The following is a 17,537-nucleotide window of genomic DNA, read 5'->3' as shown; positions in this document are numbered from 1 at the left end:
CCTAATAAAGGGGTTTTTAGATTTCTACAATATAATGATTTAGCATATGATGAAGAAATAGGCTTATAAAAGATAGCCATATACTCTCTGTACATGGCTATCTTTTATTTTTTCGGCACCAACAAAATCCCTAAACTAATAATACAAAAGCTCATTATTTGCTCTGCTGATAGACCAAACAGAACCGAATTTTGTTCACTAACAAGCGAAATAATAATATGAGCAAACCCCTCAATAATTAGAAAAACACTTATATTCTTTCCATTTCCGAGCCTTTCATTTTTCATCCATAACAAGCCCATTATACAAAGAGCAAGGATGATCTCGTATACGAATATAGGGTGATATAAAAGTTTAGATTCATATATTTTCATTCCCCATGGTAGTGTCGTTTGTGCACCTACTTCATGATGTAATAGAAAATAAAAGATAATACTCACACACAGACCAAAAGGCAATGCATCAAGTAAAATACGAAGCGAAAATTGCTCCTTTTTACTTTTCCAAACAATGTATACACTCGCAATTACGCATCCTACTACAATATGTTGCATACTTCCAACAGCTAATATTGCTTGCACTGGCGCCCCAAAGGCCCATACAGGATTTAAAATTGCTGGTGCAAACTTCCATACAAATACGATGATAAGAAAAGCATTTGTTACGGCATCCATCATTTTTTCATATGATACATTTTGATGCCTCATCTTTCGTTTCATCAACATAAATCCAAATAGACTTCCAATTATAAGAGATATGGGTTGTAACCTCACGATCCACTCCATCGTCACGAAATCTCCTTTTAATTCTCAATCAATTTCTTAAATTTCTTTTCTAATTGATCTGGTGGTAATACACCTCGTACATGATCTACTATAATTCCATCTTTATTAACAAAAAATGTCGTCGGTAAAGAGAATACTTTATAATCTAGTCCAGCTACTCCGTCCATATCTAGTAGAACAGGAAACTCAAAACCATAACGATTAGCAAATGCGCTTGCTTCTTGTACTGGGTCACTAACAGTTGCATTCACCGCAAAAATTTCAACATCCTTTTTATATTTATCATACATATGAACTAAGTCAGGTGCCTCCATTTCACACGGCCCACACCATGATGCCCAAAAATTAATAATATACGGTTTTCCCTTTGCATCATTTAACGACTGTAACTTTCCGTCTAATCCTTTTAATGTGATGCTAGGTGCTTTAAAACCGACTTGTGGTAATACTTCTTTCTCCTGTAACTCTGCTTGCTTTGCTTTTCTTTCCTTCTCTTCTTTCTTTGAATTATAAAAGTTAACCCCCGCCCAAACGAGTGCCCCTACTAATATAATAGCAATTATTTTCTTCACTTTTCTTCCTCCTCATTTTTAAAAACCCGTAAATCCACCGAATAGACGAATAAAGAATGCTGTAATTTTCGTCATTTGATTTGTATACAATAAAATACCCGTTACAATCATCATTCCACCGCCAATTTTCATCATGACATTGGCATATGTAACAATCCATTTTACCTTCCCAATAAAGAACGCCATCACGAAAAATGGAACCGCAAACCCAAGAGTATACGCTGTAATATAAAGAAGTGCCCCTTCAGGATTCGTCGCGCCAAGCATGAGTACAGCTGAAAATATCGGTCCAACACATGGCGTCCAACCCGCTGCATATGTCATACCGACTAAAATCGAGCGAATAAATCCAGTCGATTTACTTCTATACTGCACCTTTTTCTCTGCCATAAGCCACTTAGGCTGAAACAAGCCCGTCATAAATAGCCCCATTAAAACAATAAAAATCCCACCAATTTGTTGAATCAATTTTTGGTTAGATGAAAATGTTATTCCAATCCAACTTACCGATAAACCTAACGCGTAAAATATAACCGAAAATCCGATCATAAAAAATACTGTATGTATAATCGCTGATTTTTGCATAATCCCACGATTTTCTTTTAAATCTTGAATAGACACACCTGTAATATAAGATAAATAAGATGGATATAGCGGTAAAGAGCACGGTGATATAAATGACAATACTCCTGCCCCAGCCACAAGCCAAATTGTTAAATCTCCTGCATTCATTTTATTCCCCCTAAAACACTACAATGAGTAGTGTTTATTCTAAAAAAAAGAGGCTATATGCACTCTCCGACAATAAGTACAACCGACATACAGAATAAACCTACTGTTACATATACCGAATTCGTATGTAACGGGATAGTAAGCTTAACAACCTTTTCATTTAACACTTGCTCGATTCGTAAATTTATTGCTGTTTTTGCAAATAAAGCTGTAACACATCGATTTTCCATTGTCTTTATTTTAATTAATTTTAATAACGCGCTACCTAACTCAAGTGAGGATTCCATTTTTTGCATCGCATATTTATCAGCAGCTAGTTCCTGATACGTATGATATCGCTGTAATAACCCTTTTAATATTGGTATGTACATCATTCCTTCTGCTAATAGCGTAAAACAAAATAATTTTAGCGGATCCCAATTCTTTTGATGATATTCTTCATGGAAAATAATTGCATCCATTTCTTCATCTGAAAATGTTTGAAGCATCCCTTCTGACATGACAACTTTCGGACGAAATAGCCCAATTGTAAATGCCGCAACTTCCGTAGTCGGCAATATATATATTTGTTTTCCTTTTCGGATGAAAGGGATAAGTACTTTTTGTAATTTTTTACTATAGAAAAATTGTCGCCAAATTCTTTTGCACACGATTAATACAGTAAGTAATAATAATCCAGCGATTATTATACGAATCAGCGATAATTCTTTCATATGTTTTTCTAACTGGAACAAGCAAAATTTTGAAAGAAGGAACATCTTATTTTGAAACAGAAATGGATATGTAACGTAATACAGTAACAAGCTGAAAAAGAGGGTACTAACAATTACTGCTAACAATACGATTTTACGCATTTGCCATTTCATTTCATTAATCCTCTTTTTTTAACTGACTCAATTTGTCTTCTAACTTTTTTATTAAAGTCGGATCAGCCTGCTCTAACTCATCTAACATATGATTTACAACTAAATCTCCAAATTCCCCCATCAATTCCTGTGTCATTTTCTTCGTTTGATTGGATAAGAATTCTTCTTTCGTTTGTACAGCACGATATATGCCACTTCTTTTCACAGTCTGTTTTTCTAAGTGTAATTTCTCTACTAACCTGTTCATAACTGTCATAACAGTGTTAAAATTCACAGGTGATTCTTCACTTAATTTCTGCTGCACTTCTTTAATCGTAATACCATCGCTAGACCAAACAATCTCCATAATTTTTGCTTCAAGCGGTCCAAAGAAATGATTTAACCCGTGCTCATTTAACTTATAGTTTTGAGTAAACATTGTACAACTCCTTTCACACTACGAATTGTAGTACAAATTAAATGAAAGGTCAAACGTAAATGATATATACGAAAATTAACTACCTATAAATACATAGGCTATTCCATTCATTTTAAACCTAATTTTTCTCCAAATGTATCAAAAAGGTACTGCTCTAATATTTGTACACTAAACTTCTCATTACGCCCAAGGGCAAATAATTCCCGATCTTTCGCTACGATAGTATCTAACGGAATAACTACATTATCCACTATTTTTACAATTTCGATTATATTACTTTTCACATTCACTTCTGTTTTAAATTCAACGTTTTCTAACACTATATGTGAACGTCTTCCTGATGCAAAAAAAGTAAAATTAGGATTTTTAACAACGCCAATTTCAGTCTCTAACGCATATAAATAGTGAAAAATTACATCTCTATGTCCATCTTTTATTATTTTTTCATCCTTCTCATCGTCTAAGTATTCTTTCAGCTTCGTTGTAAATTCAAATCGAAAATCCACTTTTTTCACGCTCCTTCTTTGTATTTCATATTAAATAAATATATTGAAATAATTTTACCATATTGTAATACAACTTCCTATTAAAAGTAAAAACTGTTTTAGAAAATCGCTATTATTTCCGATACCCTTTTAAAATATAAGTATAAATTCAATATGAACGAATGCGTCATTATATCTATTTAAACATATTTTTTCCATATTTTGAAACATTAGTATGAAATATTATATATCAATGAATGGTTTCTAATGCATTGGTATATATAGTCAGTAGTTTCTTTACTATTCCGATATACTTAAGCTATATTTTCTAATTATTGATTACATTACGGAAGGAATGTAACTCTCTTCTATCGAATTTTTATATAACAAAAATGATTAGGTGGTGCTTTACTATGAAATTAGCTGTCATTGGTGGCGGTGATTTACAAGATTCAAATCACTTGCCTATTAATGAACGCCTTATAGAATTAACAAATAAACAGTACCCAAAAATATTGTTTATTCCAACGGCTAGTCATGATGATGAAAGCTATATAAAATTATTTTTAGACACGTTTGAAAAACAATTACATTGTGAAGTACAAATTTTACGTACTACAACAGATTCACCTTCTAAGTATGAAATAGACGAGATGATTCATTCAGCCGATTTAATTTATCTAGGTGGCGGGAACTATATTCACATGCTTACGCAATGGAAAGAACATAGACTCGATGAAAAATTATTATTGGCTCTGCAACAAGGAACACTTATTGCTGGTTATAGCGCTGGTGCTATGTGTTGGTTCACGTCTAGTATCCGATCAGATTATGAAGGTTCTGGTTATATAGAAAGTAACGGATGGGGGATTGTTAATAAAAGATTTTGTCCACATTATAATCAATTAAACAGAATGAACGCCTTCCATTCCTTTTTACAAAATCATCAAGGGAATATAGAAGGAATTGCACTCGAGGATAATTGCGCTTTATATATTACAGAAGAATCCTTTGAGATTATCGGTGAACCGGAAAAAGCGTGGGAGTTTTATATGAGTGATAAAACACTCATTAGACAACATTTTGATATCACTTTAAAAAGCTATTTGTAAACCTGCACTTACGAAAAAATGTCCCTAAGTCTAATAACTTAGGGACATTTTTTCTATTTAACTAACTAATCGTGTAATTCGTTTCTTTTGCCATGAAAGCTTATAATATGCATACTGTAATATTAAGCTGACAATAAATGCTGCTGGATACCCGATCCAGATGCCTTCTATTCCAAGACTTGTATGGTAAGAAAGATAATATGCTACGGGTACTTCTACAAGCCAAATTGAAACAACTCCAATAACAGTTGGCCAAAGTACTGTACCGCTCGCTCGCATTGTCGCACTAATAATTTGTGCATGACCGAAAATTAAATAACTCCATAACGTAATCATAACTAAGCTATGAGCAATTTCAATTGTAGTTTGACTTGTTAAAAATAGTGATAAAATGTCTCTTGAGAATAAGTAAATAAGAGATATTAACACACCACCGATGACGTAGTTCATAATAATTCCAGCCTTCACAACTTTCTGCAATCGATCAAATTGATTCGCACCAATCGATTGTGCCGCAAAAATGGAAACTGTAATACCAAGGCTAACTGCTGGCATTTGTACATAACTTGCAACTTGATTCACAACGCCGTAAGCAGCTGTTGCATCCGAACCGTAACGATTTACAAATGCGATTACGGCAATCTCAGATAATGATACTAATATCATATTTATACTTGCTGGTATACCGAGCCTTAGCAATAGCTTTAATAACTCCCCATCCATTCGAAGGTATTTTCTAACCGTGCCATCTAGTTGTAATGGGTGATTTTTCTTCTTTAAATACACAAGCATGACAATAAACGTAATAACTGTAGATATAACAGATGCATAGGCCGCTCCATACACATCTAATTTCGGAGCTCCTAACCATCCAAAAATAAGAACTGGTAATAAAATCATATTTAGCGCTGTACTTACAATTAAAAAGTAAAATGGCGTTTTAGAATCTCCTGTACCTCTCATAAATGTTGTATATGCGAAATATAAAAATAATACTGGCATCGATATAAATAAAATCCGTGCATAATGTACACTTATTTCAATAATATTTTCTGGCGTTCCCATTAGACGCATAATATCCATCGCAAAAATACTGCCTATTATCGCCAACACAACTCCAATAATAAAGGTAAACGTCAACGTCGTACCAACGATAGCTTTTAAACGATCTTCGTTTTTAGCACCAAACGCCTGACCAATTAAAATAGAGCTTCCTGAACCGATACCAATTACAAATGAAACGAGCAAGAAAAATAATGGGAAGAATGCTGATATAGCCGCTAAATCATTAACTCCAAGCCATCTTCCTACTACTACCATACCAAATAATTGTCCAACTGATTGTAGTACATTACTTAATAATAACGGTACTAAAAACATCGACATCGATTTCCAAATCGGTTTACTCTCACTTTCCAACTTATGTGACTCCGCACCTTCTTTATTGTTATCTGCAGGTGGTTTCAAATTTCATTTCTCCTTTTATTAAACATCTATTTTCAATCTCTATCTCTTTGTATAGTTGTTATAATACTGTGCTTCTATTCATTTTCTTTTCGTATGATTATAACTTCACCCAATATTGACTTCCATCGGCTGTTCGATCTAAAAATCCATATTCGATTAAATATCTTCTTAATGTTACAAAATCAGGGTATACATTTTCTATCACTGTATTTACTTCTTTTTCAGTATACTTTTTATTACTATCAAACTTCTTCACTAAATGGCGCAATATAATTAATTTGCGCTTTTGTTTCTTCGGAAATTTAGAGAGAGGTCCATCTAATCCTTCTGTAAAATGAGCTTTTAATACTTCATCATTTTCTTCTTCCGTAATATTGTATCGATCATCCACCATCGTTGCTGTTCTATGAATTGGCACAAATTTCGTTTGTACTTTTGATTTTTCTTCTGATAATTCCATTAGCGCTAAAAATACTTTTGCTTGCTTCATTTTCTCTCGCAGTGTAAATCGATGATTACGAATTGTTGATGTACTTCCGCCATCCATTTCTTTTACAATTTCTTTATCATTCAGTCCCATATGGAAAAACTGAACCATTTTCTTTTGTAAATCCGTTAAACCAGTAAATTTCTTATCCATATTTAACAAATAATCAAACATAGACGTATGCTCATTTTGAATATGCAATTGGACGAACTTCTCTGCTTCATACAAAATTTGGTTATCTTGATAAATAACACCTTTAATAAATGTTTCACCACAAGCTAAGCAAATGTACTCCTCTTTTTCTTCATCAAACACATACCCTTTCTTTAATTCCTCTATTGACGCATCCCAAAACTTCTCTGAAATATCACTCATACTAAACACTCCTTTAAAATGTTTATTTAAAACCAAACAAATCAGCATAACATTTACTATCACTTCACCATCTTATCACAACGCAAACAAACATTTCAATGTTTCGTTTACCCATTTTATAAACTTTTATAAAAACATCTAACAAAAGGGTTTAATACAAAGAAAAGCGAATATGTTTATACAAATTCATTTTATAGGATGTGAAATAGAACATAAATATTCTTCAAGACCCTTAGTTTACCGATAAACAAATTGCACAGAATACATATGCGATTAGTGAATATGGAACTGGTATTCACTCATTCCAAAACTTCAGTATTCAATTTTAACTACAAAAAAGATGTTTTCGTATAAGAAAACATCCTTTACTTTTTATATATTCTATTTACAGTCTCTACTAAAACCTTACTTGCTTGTACAAATGTATGCTTTCGATTTCTATCTTCAACAAATTTATTAGCACAACTACTCATAATCATCATACAACTAATTATGACTAACGCTATCTTTCTATTCTTGTAAGTCACTTCATGCCACTCCACTATTACAAAACTTCTTTTGAATTTATCCCATCAAGAAATTTTACATGAATAATAAAACGTGTGAATATGCAATTCTGCATATTCACACGTTTTATCACAATGTTATGATTTAATTTAGTTAAAGAACAAGTATACCGAGGTGACAAACTTGAAATTTAAAGCGAAAAAAAATCCATTCCACGTCATTTTCATTACATTATTTATAATTATTTTTTTCGTTTCGTTATTCTTCCAAAATGAAAATTCTATTTTTTTCACTCTCATGATGCTGCTAAATATCGTGAATCTTTCTTCATTCTATTTCTCTCACTACAACGTAACGGAATCATCTCTTGTTGTAAAACACGGTTTCATACTTCGTACTGAAATCCCATTTAAAGACATTCGTCATATTAAGTACTCTGGCAAAAAACTTCGTTCAAAAAAATGGACGAGGCAACAATTAGAAATTAATTATAATTTATTTGACTCAGTGACCACTTTCGTACCACAAGAAGAAGAAAAATTCATTTCACTCTTAAAAGAGAACTGCCCACAGATGAAAGTAATGAATACGCCTGCTAACAAATAATATATTTTGAAGCTTGCATTATTGTAAGTAGATGAAACTTAAAAATGAACATCAAAAAAGCCAAGATTCTATACTAAGAATCTTGGCTTTTTCTATTACTCTTTTGGAGCAATCATTTTCTTTGGATCTACAATTTCATCAAATTGCTCTTCTGTTAGTAGTCCAGATTGCAATGCTGCTTCTTTTAAAGTTAATCCTTCTTTATGAGCATGCTTCGCAATTTTCGCTGCATTTTCATATCCGATATGTGGGTTTAGCGCTGTTACAAGCATTAGTGAACGATTCACATTTTCATTAATTACTTCTTCATCTGCTTCAATACCAACTGCACAATTGTCATTAAACGAAACAATTGCATCCGCTAATAAGTGAGCTGATTGTAAGAAGTTATAAGCAATTACAGGTTTAAATACGTTTAACTCAAAGTTACCTTGGCTCGCAGCAAATCCGATTGTTGCATCATTCCCCATCACTTGCGCTACAACCATCGTTAATGCTTCACTTTGCGTTGGATTTACTTTACCAGGCATAATAGAGCTCCCTGGTTCATTTGCTGGAATAATAATTTCTCCAAGACCACTACGTGGACCACTTGCAAGCCAACGTACATCGTTAGCAATCTTCATTAGATCCGCAGCTAATGCTTTTAATGCACCGTGAGTATATACAACTTCATCATGGCTCGTTAATGCATGGAACTTATTTGGTGCAGAAACAAATTGTTTACCTGTAAATTGACTAATTTCCTCTGATACCATCTCACCAAATTTAGGATGAGCATTAATACCTGTTCCAACCGCAGTTCCACCAATTGCTAACTCTTTCATATATGTATTGCTCTCTGCAATCATACGCTCTGTTTTTTCAAGCATACGGTGCCATCCGCTAATTTCTTGCCCTAAAGTTAACGGCGTTGCATCTTGTAAATGTGTACGACCAATTTTTATAATATGTTCAAATGCAGTTACTTTTTCTGCTAAAGTTTCTTTTAATTTCGTAATTGCTGGTAATACGTGATTTTCTACTGCGATTACACAAGCTACATGAAGCGCCGTTGGAAATGTATCATTTGAACTTTGTGACATGTTCACATCATCATTCGGATGAATGTGTACGTCAGATCCCTTCTCTTTCAAAATTTGATTCCCACGATTTGCAATTACTTCATTCACATTCATGTTTGACTGTGTACCACTACCTGTTTGCCATACGACAAGCGGAAAATGTTCATTCCATTTCCCTGCAATCACTTCATCCGCAGCTTCTACAATTGCTTCTGCTTTTTCTTCTGATAGCTTTCCTAATTTTTGATTGCTAAGCGCTGCACTCTTCTTTAAAATTGCAAATGCTTTTACAATTTCAAGCGGCATTGGCTCTGTTCCAATTGGAAAGTTTTCTTTACTACGTTGTGTTTGTGCTGCCCATAATTTATCAGCTGGAACTTTTATTTCTCCTAATGTATCTCTTTCAATTCTGTACTCCATGTTTTCATCCCCTTGAAAATATAATACCTACATCTCTTATAATAACAGACTTTCTCTTAAATGATAAGAATTCTCACTCTTATATATAGATATTCTATATTTATTTTAAAAAATTCCTCTTGACCTAAACTTAAGTTTAGGCTGTATCCTTTCCATTGTAACCTACTATAACACTACTGGAGGAATTCAATATGAAAAAATATGCTTTTATAACAGGTGCGAATAAAGGAATTGGATATGAACTTGTTCGTCAATTAGCAGAAAAAGATTATCACGTATTTTTAGGTGCTCGTAATGAACAACTTGGACAACAAGCCGTAGAATCTTTAAATGTTTCAAACGTTTCCTATATTCAAGTAGATATTTCAAATTCACAATCCATTCAAGAAGCAACAAAGAAAATTTACGAAACGACTGACCACTTACATTTATTAATTAATAACGCAGGCATAGCGCTAGACTTCAATACGCTACCTAGTGAATTAAATATTGAAACTTTACGCCAAGGATTTGAAGTTAACTTTTTTGGAACTTTCCAAATGATGCAAGCCTTTTTACCATTATTAAAGAAATCAAGCAACAGTAAAATCATAAATGTAACAACTGACATGGCCTCACTAACAATGTTTGCTAATGGTGAAACACATCCAATTAATACACTAGGATATAATTCTTCCAAAACAGCTATTAATGCTTTAACATTAGCTTTTAGTAAAGAATTTGCCACTAACGGTCCACAAGTATTTGGGGTAACTCCTGGTTTTACAACTACGGATCTTAATGGAAATTCCCCCGGTGGCCATACAACCACTGAAAGTGCTAAAATTATTATTAAATATGCATTAAGTGAAACAAATTATAATGGTAAAATACTAAATAAAGATGGCATTATACCTTGGTAATAAAAGGATGAATGATATGTATTATACAATTGGGCAAGTCGCCAAAATGCAACATTTAACTATTTCTCAAATACATTATTACGATAAACAAGGACTGTTCCCTTTTCTTCAAAGAAATGAAAAAGGAGATCGAGTTTTTGACGAAGAAGCACTGAAATATTTAGAGATGATTTTGTGTTTAAAAAACACTGGTATGCCAATTCAAAAAATAAAACAATTTATCGACTGGTCTATGGAAGGAGAATCTACTATCTTTCAACGGCTGGAATTAATGAAACAACAGGAAACCAATGTCTTACAGCTCATTCAAGACACTGAAAAAAACTTAAAAAAGATACAACAAAAAATTGCTAAATACGAGAATGAAATAACTTCAGAAAATGCTATTAAAAAATAAAAAATCACCTTCTACATATTGTAGAAGGTGATTTTTATTTTATGATGCTTGCTTTCCTTTATCTGCATCATCTACATACCAGATGAATTTGCCTGTATATCCATAAATAACTGCTAAAATTAACGATACGAAGCTTAACCACATAAACGGAACGTATGAGAACGTTGCTACACCTAAAATACCAGCCATAAAAATACCATTATCAGACCATGGAACCATACCTGAAGTTAACGTTCCACCTACTTCTGAGTTACGCGCTAATACACGACGGTCTATTTTTAATTTATCATAGCTATCTTCCATAATTTTTGGTGTTAAAATTAGTGATACATACATCGCACAACCAAATATATTAGCTAAGAATGCCACGATTAAGGTAGACAATGTTACATTACCTGCAGAATTTAATTTCTTCTCGAATTTTGATACGATTACTTTTAAAACACCTAATTTTTCAAGTAATCCACCAAATCCTAAACCGAAAATAATAACGGCTACTGAGCCAAGCATGCCGTTAATTCCACCACGGTTTAATAACTTGTCAACAAACTCAACACCAGATTGAATTGAGAATCCGTTATAAGCTGTTCCAATCGCCTCTCCAAAGTTCATCCCTTGGAAAAGAGTTGCCCAAATTGCACCAATTAAAGCTCCCATTGCAATTGTTGGCATAGATGGTTTCTTCATCGCTAATAGAACGATAACAATGACCGCTGGAATAAGCATCCATATTTTAATATCAAATTGCTTTAATAAAGCTTCTTTTAAAAATTCTACTCGATTCAAATCTACATTATCGCCGCCATACATCCAACCAGCTACAGTAAACATAATACTAGTAATAATATAAGCCGGAACATCTAATACGAGCATAGCTCGAACGTGAGCAATAACATCTACTTTCGCCATAGAAGCTGCAAGAACTGTGCTATCAGAAAGTGGTGATAATTTGTCGCCGAAATAAGCTCCTGAAAGAACTGCACCAGCAACAAGCGGAAGTGGTAAACCAAGTCCTTCACCAATCGCCATCATAGCAATACCTGCTGTTCCCACTGTTCCCCAAGACGTTCCTGTTGCGATAGAAGTTATAGAACAAATAATTAATGTTGCTAATAGGAATATGCTAGGGTGAATAAATTCTAATCCATAATAGATTAATGTTGGTACTACCCCACCAGCAATCCATGTTCCAATTAAAGCACCTACTGCAACTAAAATCAGTATTGCTTCTAATCCGTTAGAAATCCCTTTCGTAATTGCATCTTGCAATTCTTGATAACGAAATCCTAATCTTAATCCAAGCGCAATTACTAAAAACCATGAAATAAATAGCGCTAATTGAATTGGGAGATCAAAAATCGTTTGGAAGGAAAAGACAACAGCAAGAAATAGTAATAAAAGAACTATGATTTCTAGCATCGATGGTAATCTTACACTTTTCATTTTTTTCTCTCCTTACAAGTCGATAACATGACGTATGTCGTCTTACATGTATGTAATATACAATTAGCGAAGACAAAACAAAATTTTCATATTATTTCGATTTATTTTTCCAGTATAATATATTCACAACCCTTTCTATTGTAAAAGTAGATTACGTTTTTCGCAATGAAAAATATAAAAAATGTTGTATTTTTATTTATCCCGATATTTTCGGTCAATAAGACCCTTGTATCAAAATTTAGTAAGTGCAAAGCACTTAGTTAAGAAATTAACTACTGTAAAATCCCGAATTGACATGAACCTATTAAAGCTTCACTTTATTTACAAAAAACAATCCCATACTAACTCTTTTAATATTTGCTGCAACAAAACTTTTTACAACTATCTTCACTTTTTAATTCAAACCATAATTCCCCAAACAAAAATAGGGCACACATCATTAAAATGATGCATGCCCTACCTTTATTTATACATATTTTGTATTTCTTCTTTATTTTTAAGTATTTCCTCAAACTTATCACTACAACCCTTCGGAAATAACACTCCCAGTCCATATGAATGCGCAAATTGAAAATGAGGGTACTTCGCTTTTACCTCATCCCAAAACTTATATACGCCGAAATCACGACTTCTAACTTCAATATCATGAAATAATACAATACCGTTTTTCGCGACTTTCGGTAGCCATGTATTATAATCGTGAGAAACAGCTTCATACGTATGATAGCCATCAATATGCAAAAGATTTATCGTTTCATCTTGAAACCGCTCTACAGCATCATCAAAAGTAGATCGAATTAAATTTCCTATATTAAGGTAGTTATCACTCACTACTTTTTCTACTATTTGAAAAACCCCTTCTCCATATGGACCTGTATGCCCATCTCCAGCCCAAGTATCTACTGCAAAGCATTTAGTCGATAACCCTCCATCTTTTACTCCTTGACAAAAACTGAAGAAAGAAGCACCTAGATGTGTACCTAACTCAACTAAAGTTTCTGGTTTTTCAAATCGTACTAAGTCATATGCAAAATCTAAATGTCCACTCCACGCAGATTGTGACCGAATAATAGGACTAAATGTTTCAAATTCAAATGATGGTTTATGAGTAACCCAGTTCATCGCATAACTCCTTCTGCACATATTTTTAACAAACCAAATTACTCTTATCTTTATTTTTTTATCGCCTTGATTATGATTCTATTTCATGAAAATATGAAGAATTTATTCTTTTCTATTAAGGTAAAGCATCATATACATATGGGTCAGTTGGCTTATTAATTTTCTCGATTTTGTTTACTTTTACAAGTGGAAAGACTGTTCCTTTATATGTCGTTTCATCTAATAATCCTGTTATTTTCACCCATGTTTCTTCTGGAGTTTTTTCAATATTTTTCCCGGTAACAATCATCCCCCAGACTGATGCATCCGCAATACAACAAGTTATACCATATCGAGCCACTACTGCTTTATTACCCGTCACATCTTTATCCTTATATATAAACCCTAAGAATGTAATTTCTTTCCCTTTAAACCAATTAACATTTTGACCAATTACATTCATTGTTTGAACATAGTCCTTATCCTTTACTTGTAGTTTACGCTGTCCTAACATACTTTTTACTACTTGCTCTTCCGTTTTATAAGTCGTTGATAAATTTGATGTTTCTTCTGGATCAACGGATACTTCTCGCCCATCAAACTTAACCTGTTCCCCCTCTTTTTCGTTCCTTTCTAGACTTCTCGCCTGTACACTTTGATTCATACCCCTTTTTCCTGCTAAACTTCCATCAATTGTTACACTTCCAAAGAGAAAAGCACTAACTATCGGAACGACAAATAAAACATATACAAAGAAACTTTTTATCCCTGATTTTGATGTTGTATGATGTTTACAACAATTACAATCATGCTGTTTTTCTCTTCCATCTCCCAAAACTTGCACAGTACCAACAATTAAAATTACTACAAAAGCTATATACGTAAATTTGATCATTTTTGGAGCGATAAAATTATAAATATTCCCTGTTACAAGTAGCTTAAATAAGAGCATTGCTAAACCAATTAAAATAATGCCACGTATATAGCGATGATATGCCTTCCGCTCCTCTTTCTCCATTCTTTCTCACCTCCTATAACATTATGATTTGCAGGATGGTATACACAGATACAATCACAATTCCCATCAAAAAGAATACAAATCTCTTTTGAAAATATGCAAATAGCATTAACGTATTTTTCATATCAAGCATAGGCCCAAACACAAGAAATGCGAGAAGTGCCTTTACCGAGAAAACATTTCCAAAAGATGCCGCTATAAAAGCATCTGCTGCAGAGCAAATTGATAGAACATAACCAAATCCCATCATAATAAAGGGGGCAATTACTTCGTTATGTGCTATTGCATCCAGTACATTCCGATCAAAAAACGTTTGAAATACACTTGCTAAAAAAGCACCAATCAATAAATATTTACCAGTATCAAAAAACTCATCTACAATATGATTCATAACATCTTTCCAACTCTTTTTTTTGCTTGTTTGAACTGAAACCTCTACATCTTTTAAAACATTTCTTTCGCGATAGCAATAATACACAATTAGACCTATGAATAGAGCAACTAAAATTGTTATCCCAAAGCGTGCATATACTACGTAATCATTTTTTGGAAACGCATATACAGTAGATAAAAGAACAACTGGATTCATAATGGGTGCACTCAGTAAAATAACAATGCCTACATGAAGTGGTAACCCCTTTTGAATGAGCCTTCTTACAATTGGTATAATGACACATTCACACATTGGAAAAAGAACTCCCACAAATACTGCCGGAATCATTGCAACAATCGGAGATTTCGGCATTACTTTTTGAATCATATCTTCCGTCACAAACACTTGAATACATGAAGAAACAATTACCCCTAATAAAATAAAGGGTATTGCTTCAAAAATGATACTTAAAAATACTGTATTCACATTCAACCATTCCTGTGGCATATTTTTGTGCAAATTTGCTAGACTTGTAAAATCTACAAAAAATAATAAAAAGAGAAACATAGCGATAAGAGCTATGCCTACTAATTCTTTTGAAACTCTATTAAAGACCAAGCTTCTCGCCTCCATTTTATTTATATGTAAACATGTGCTTGTCCAAATGCTCCATACTACAGCACAAATTTTATAGTCTATTTCTATTCTTAAATCGTAATCATTATGATTTATTCTTGCTTTTTCTTTTCTCATCGTTTAACATAAAACGTAATCATTACGATTTAAAGGAGAGATCATTTCATGAAAAAAGTACCTATCACTGTATTAAGTGGTTTTTTAGGATCTGGAAAAACTACCTTACTACATCACATCTTGACTAATAAGAATAACTTAAAAGTAGCTGTCATCGTTAATGATATGGGCGAAGTAAACATTGATGCATCTCTTATAAAAAAGGGTGGTTTTTCACGTACGGAGGAAAAACTAGTAGAAATTCAAAATGGCTGTATTTGTTGTACACTACGAGAAGATTTAATGATAGAAGTGAATCGTCTTGTTGAAAATGGTGATATTGACTATATTATTATTGAATCTTCTGGTATAAGTGAGCCTATTCCAGTTGCTCAAACATTTACTTATACAGACGAAGTTCTTAACATTGATTTAACGAGAAATTGTCGCCTCGATACGATGGTTACAGTTGTAGATGCAAATAGGTTTTGGGATGATTTTGCAGACGGAGAAAGTTTATTAGACCGAAAACAAGCAATCGATGAGAATGATACCCGGGAAGTTATTGATTTATTAATAGATCAAATTGAGTTTGCAAACGTAATTATTCTTAATAAAATAGATTTGCTAGAAAAAGAAGATGTGATAGAGCTTCATCATTTACTAAAAAAATTAAATCCTAATGCAAAAATTCTTGAAGCTTCGTTTAGCAAAGTACCATTACAAGAAATTTTAAACACAAATCTATTTAATTATGAAGAAGCTAGTCAATCGGCCGGCTGGATACAAGAATTAAATAGTGAACATCATACACCGGAAACGGAAGAATACGGTATCAATTCCTTTGTTTACCGTCGCAAATATCCTTTCCATCCCGAGCGCCTTATGAATTGGCTAGAAAAATGGCCTTTAGATGTTGTAAGAGCGAAAGGATTCTTCTGGCTCGCATCTCGTAATAATATGATAGGGCTTCTATCTCAAGCAGGTTCCTCTATTACAATTCAAGGAGCCGGTGAATGGATAGCCGCATTACCTGAAACTGAAAGAAATCAAATGATTGCAGAAGAACCAGAAGTATTAAAAAACTGGGACGAGCGATATGGAGATCGAATAACTGAGCTCGTATTTATCGGTATTGATATGAATCGTTCTGTGATTGAACAATCATTAGATGATTGTCTATTAACAGAAAAGGAAATGGGACAAAAGTGGAATACATTTATTGATCCTATTCCGGCTTTTACTTATACTTCATAATAATTAATAAAAGGCTTCAGTAGAATGAAGCCTTTTTACTTTATAGCACTCTTATTTAATAGGTTTGCTTTAATTATAAATACAACTGTACCTAAAACAATTAATATAGCATATACGATACCAACTACATCCCCTATTTTTTCTAAGCCAAGCGGTAATATTATAGTAGCAACTCCAACTATATAAGAAAATGCTCCTGAAAGCTTCGCTAATTTATTTTTATCTCCAACAAACGTTTCTTCTTGATATCCCGCTAACAAAAACAACCTCTTTTTCACATGTATTTGATACCCTAAAAAAATGATAAGTAACCCAACAAATAAACAAACTAAAAATCCAGCTAACATATACTCCCCCTCCTCTACAATATTTTACTATACATAAAAAAATAAAATTAGAAATTTCAGTTTATTAACGA

20 protein-coding genes are annotated in these 17,537 nt (G+C 33.1%); 5 read left to right on the top strand and 15 right to left on the bottom strand.

Annotated elements, in window-relative coordinates:
• Positions 1–104: 104 nt before the first annotated feature.
• From AC3EMB_RS09075 to AC3EMB_RS09050, 6 genes are all read right to left on the bottom strand, one after another.
• Positions 105–785, bottom strand: a complete 681-nt coding sequence (locus tag AC3EMB_RS09075) for a prolipoprotein diacylglyceryl transferase family protein (protein ID WP_098127815.1) — start codon at positions 783–785, stop codon at positions 105–107.
• Positions 786–802: 17 nt separating this feature from the next.
• Positions 803–1,357 carry a TlpA family protein disulfide reductase gene (locus AC3EMB_RS09070; protein WP_000719879.1) on the bottom strand — a complete coding sequence of 185 codons (555 nt, stop codon included), beginning with the start codon at positions 1,355–1,357 and terminating at the stop codon, positions 803–805.
• A gap of 18 nt (positions 1,358–1,375) precedes the next feature.
• Positions 1,376–2,089 (bottom strand): cytochrome c-type biogenesis protein CcdA, encoded by a 714-nt coding sequence (gene ccdA / locus AC3EMB_RS09065; RefSeq protein WP_488517640.1) that lies wholly within the window; start codon positions 2,087–2,089, stop codon positions 1,376–1,378.
• Positions 2,090–2,142: 53 nt separating this feature from the next.
• Complete coding sequence (locus AC3EMB_RS09060; RefSeq protein ID WP_065228601.1) at positions 2,143–2,955, bottom strand: M56 family metallopeptidase; 813 nt, start codon at positions 2,953–2,955, stop codon at positions 2,143–2,145.
• 4 nt (positions 2,956–2,959) lie between these two features.
• Positions 2,960–3,373, bottom strand: a complete 414-nt coding sequence (locus tag AC3EMB_RS09055) for a BlaI/MecI/CopY family transcriptional regulator (protein ID WP_000495052.1) — start codon at positions 3,371–3,373, stop codon at positions 2,960–2,962.
• A gap of 107 nt (positions 3,374–3,480) precedes the next feature.
• Positions 3,481–3,879, bottom strand: coding sequence for a DUF3942 family protein (locus AC3EMB_RS09050; RefSeq protein ID WP_000347529.1), 399 nt, complete (start codon positions 3,877–3,879; stop codon positions 3,481–3,483).
• A gap of 392 nt (positions 3,880–4,271) precedes the next feature.
• Between AC3EMB_RS09050 and AC3EMB_RS09045 the strand changes: the two genes are divergently transcribed.
• Positions 4,272–4,970 (top strand): peptidase E, encoded by a 699-nt coding sequence (locus tag AC3EMB_RS09045; protein ID WP_000762116.1) that lies wholly within the window; start codon positions 4,272–4,274, stop codon positions 4,968–4,970.
• 57 nt (positions 4,971–5,027) lie between these two features.
• Here AC3EMB_RS09045 and AC3EMB_RS09040 read toward each other — a convergent pair whose 3' ends face one another.
• From AC3EMB_RS09040 to AC3EMB_RS09030, 3 genes are all read right to left on the bottom strand, one after another.
• Positions 5,028–6,437: an MATE family efflux transporter gene (locus AC3EMB_RS09040; protein WP_000804127.1), complete on the bottom strand. Its 1,410-nt coding sequence runs from the start codon at positions 6,435–6,437 to the stop codon at positions 5,028–5,030.
• A 97-nt stretch (positions 6,438–6,534) separates the two neighbouring features.
• A complete protein-coding gene (locus AC3EMB_RS09035; protein ID WP_001280271.1) occupies positions 6,535–7,299 on the bottom strand; it encodes a DUF2087 domain-containing protein in 765 nt (254 codons plus the stop codon).
• Between the two features lie 365 nt (positions 7,300–7,664).
• Positions 7,665–7,826: a hypothetical protein gene (locus tag AC3EMB_RS09030; RefSeq protein ID WP_000221432.1), complete on the bottom strand. Its 162-nt coding sequence runs from the start codon at positions 7,824–7,826 to the stop codon at positions 7,665–7,667.
• A 163-nt stretch (positions 7,827–7,989) separates the two neighbouring features.
• Here AC3EMB_RS09030 and AC3EMB_RS09025 point away from each other — a divergent pair, with 163 nt between their 5' ends.
• On the top strand, positions 7,990–8,412 hold the full coding sequence (locus AC3EMB_RS09025) for a PH domain-containing protein (protein WP_000669072.1): 423 nt from the start codon (positions 7,990–7,992) through the stop codon (positions 8,410–8,412).
• Between the two features lie 95 nt (positions 8,413–8,507).
• Here AC3EMB_RS09025 and fumC read toward each other — a convergent pair whose 3' ends face one another.
• Entirely contained in the window at positions 8,508–9,896 is a 1,389-nt protein-coding gene (gene fumC / locus AC3EMB_RS09020) for a class II fumarate hydratase (RefSeq protein WP_168410433.1), read from the bottom strand.
• A gap of 191 nt (positions 9,897–10,087) precedes the next feature.
• Between fumC and AC3EMB_RS09015 the strand changes: the two genes are divergently transcribed.
• Entirely contained in the window at positions 10,088–10,798 is a 711-nt protein-coding gene (locus tag AC3EMB_RS09015; protein WP_416474536.1) for an SDR family NAD(P)-dependent oxidoreductase, read from the top strand.
• Between the two features lie 16 nt (positions 10,799–10,814).
• A complete protein-coding gene (locus tag AC3EMB_RS09010; RefSeq protein ID WP_340784258.1) occupies positions 10,815–11,195 on the top strand; it encodes a MerR family transcriptional regulator in 381 nt (126 codons plus the stop codon).
• Positions 11,196–11,234: 39 nt separating this feature from the next.
• Here AC3EMB_RS09010 and nhaC read toward each other — a convergent pair whose 3' ends face one another.
• The 4 genes from nhaC to AC3EMB_RS08990 all read right to left on the bottom strand — a co-directional run bounded on the left by nhaC (position 11,235) and on the right by AC3EMB_RS08990 (position 15,763).
• A complete protein-coding gene (gene nhaC / locus AC3EMB_RS09005; RefSeq protein ID WP_000843986.1) occupies positions 11,235–12,638 on the bottom strand; it encodes a Na+/H+ antiporter NhaC in 1,404 nt (467 codons plus the stop codon).
• Positions 12,639–13,100: 462 nt separating this feature from the next.
• The gene (locus tag AC3EMB_RS09000) at positions 13,101–13,760 is read right to left on the bottom strand and encodes a class I SAM-dependent methyltransferase (protein ID WP_488517639.1); all 660 of its coding nucleotides are present in this window, start codon (positions 13,758–13,760) and stop codon (positions 13,101–13,103) included.
• Positions 13,761–13,875: 115 nt separating this feature from the next.
• Entirely contained in the window at positions 13,876–14,757 is an 882-nt protein-coding gene (locus AC3EMB_RS08995) for a TIGR03943 family putative permease subunit (RefSeq protein ID WP_340784262.1), read from the bottom strand.
• 13 nt (positions 14,758–14,770) lie between these two features.
• Positions 14,771–15,763 (bottom strand): permease, encoded by a 993-nt coding sequence (locus AC3EMB_RS08990; RefSeq protein WP_340785042.1) that lies wholly within the window; start codon positions 15,761–15,763, stop codon positions 14,771–14,773.
• A 168-nt stretch (positions 15,764–15,931) separates the two neighbouring features.
• On the opposite strand from AC3EMB_RS08990, the gene AC3EMB_RS08985 reads away from it, so the two are divergent.
• Positions 15,932–17,119 carry a GTP-binding protein gene (locus AC3EMB_RS08985; RefSeq protein ID WP_089170767.1) on the top strand — a complete coding sequence of 396 codons (1,188 nt, stop codon included), beginning with the start codon at positions 15,932–15,934 and terminating at the stop codon, positions 17,117–17,119.
• Positions 17,120–17,154: 35 nt separating this feature from the next.
• Here the strand turns inward: AC3EMB_RS08985 and AC3EMB_RS08980 are convergent, their stop codons facing one another.
• The gene (locus tag AC3EMB_RS08980) at positions 17,155–17,466 is read right to left on the bottom strand and encodes a DUF3784 domain-containing protein (RefSeq protein ID WP_089170766.1); all 312 of its coding nucleotides are present in this window, start codon (positions 17,464–17,466) and stop codon (positions 17,155–17,157) included.
• Positions 17,467–17,537: the final 71 nt, after the last annotated feature.

The organism is Bacillus sp. LQ16, assembly GCF_057784645.1.
This window is presented reverse-complemented; position numbering and strand designations above follow the sequence as displayed.

Bases quoted from the DNA above. Each gene is read 5' to 3' on its own strand.
- fumC (WP_168410433.1), bottom strand. From the start codon at position 9,896: ATGGAGTACAGAATTGAAAGAGATACATTAGGAGAAATAAAAGTTCCA.
- AC3EMB_RS08990 (WP_340785042.1), bottom strand. From the start codon at position 15,763: ATGGAGGCGAGAAGCTTGGTCTTTAATAGAGTTTCAAAAGAATTAGTA.
- AC3EMB_RS09035 (WP_001280271.1), bottom strand. From the start codon at position 7,299: ATGAGTGATATTTCAGAGAAGTTTTGGGATGCGTCAATAGAGGAATTA.
- AC3EMB_RS08995 (WP_340784262.1), bottom strand. From the start codon at position 14,757: ATGGAGAAAGAGGAGCGGAAGGCATATCATCGCTATATACGTGGCATT.
- AC3EMB_RS09000 (WP_488517639.1), bottom strand. From the start codon at position 13,760: ATGAACTGGGTTACTCATAAACCATCATTTGAATTTGAAACATTTAGT.
- AC3EMB_RS09015 (WP_416474536.1), top strand. From the start codon at position 10,088: ATGAAAAAATATGCTTTTATAACAGGTGCGAATAAAGGAATTGGATAT.
- AC3EMB_RS09010 (WP_340784258.1), top strand. From the start codon at position 10,815: ATGTATTATACAATTGGGCAAGTCGCCAAAATGCAACATTTAACTATT.
- AC3EMB_RS09075 (WP_098127815.1), bottom strand. From the start codon at position 785: ATGGAGTGGATCGTGAGGTTACAACCCATATCTCTTATAATTGGAAGT.
- AC3EMB_RS08980 (WP_089170766.1), bottom strand. From the start codon at position 17,466: ATGTTAGCTGGATTTTTAGTTTGTTTATTTGTTGGGTTACTTATCATT.
- AC3EMB_RS08985 (WP_089170767.1), top strand. From the start codon at position 15,932: ATGAAAAAAGTACCTATCACTGTATTAAGTGGTTTTTTAGGATCTGGA.
- AC3EMB_RS09055 (WP_000495052.1), bottom strand. From the start codon at position 3,373: ATGTTTACTCAAAACTATAAGTTAAATGAGCACGGGTTAAATCATTTC.
- nhaC (WP_000843986.1), bottom strand. From the start codon at position 12,638: ATGAAAAGTGTAAGATTACCATCGATGCTAGAAATCATAGTTCTTTTA.
- AC3EMB_RS09060 (WP_065228601.1), bottom strand. From the start codon at position 2,955: ATGAAATGGCAAATGCGTAAAATCGTATTGTTAGCAGTAATTGTTAGT.
- ccdA (WP_488517640.1), bottom strand. From the start codon at position 2,089: ATGAATGCAGGAGATTTAACAATTTGGCTTGTGGCTGGGGCAGGAGTA.
- AC3EMB_RS09045 (WP_000762116.1), top strand. From the start codon at position 4,272: ATGAAATTAGCTGTCATTGGTGGCGGTGATTTACAAGATTCAAATCAC.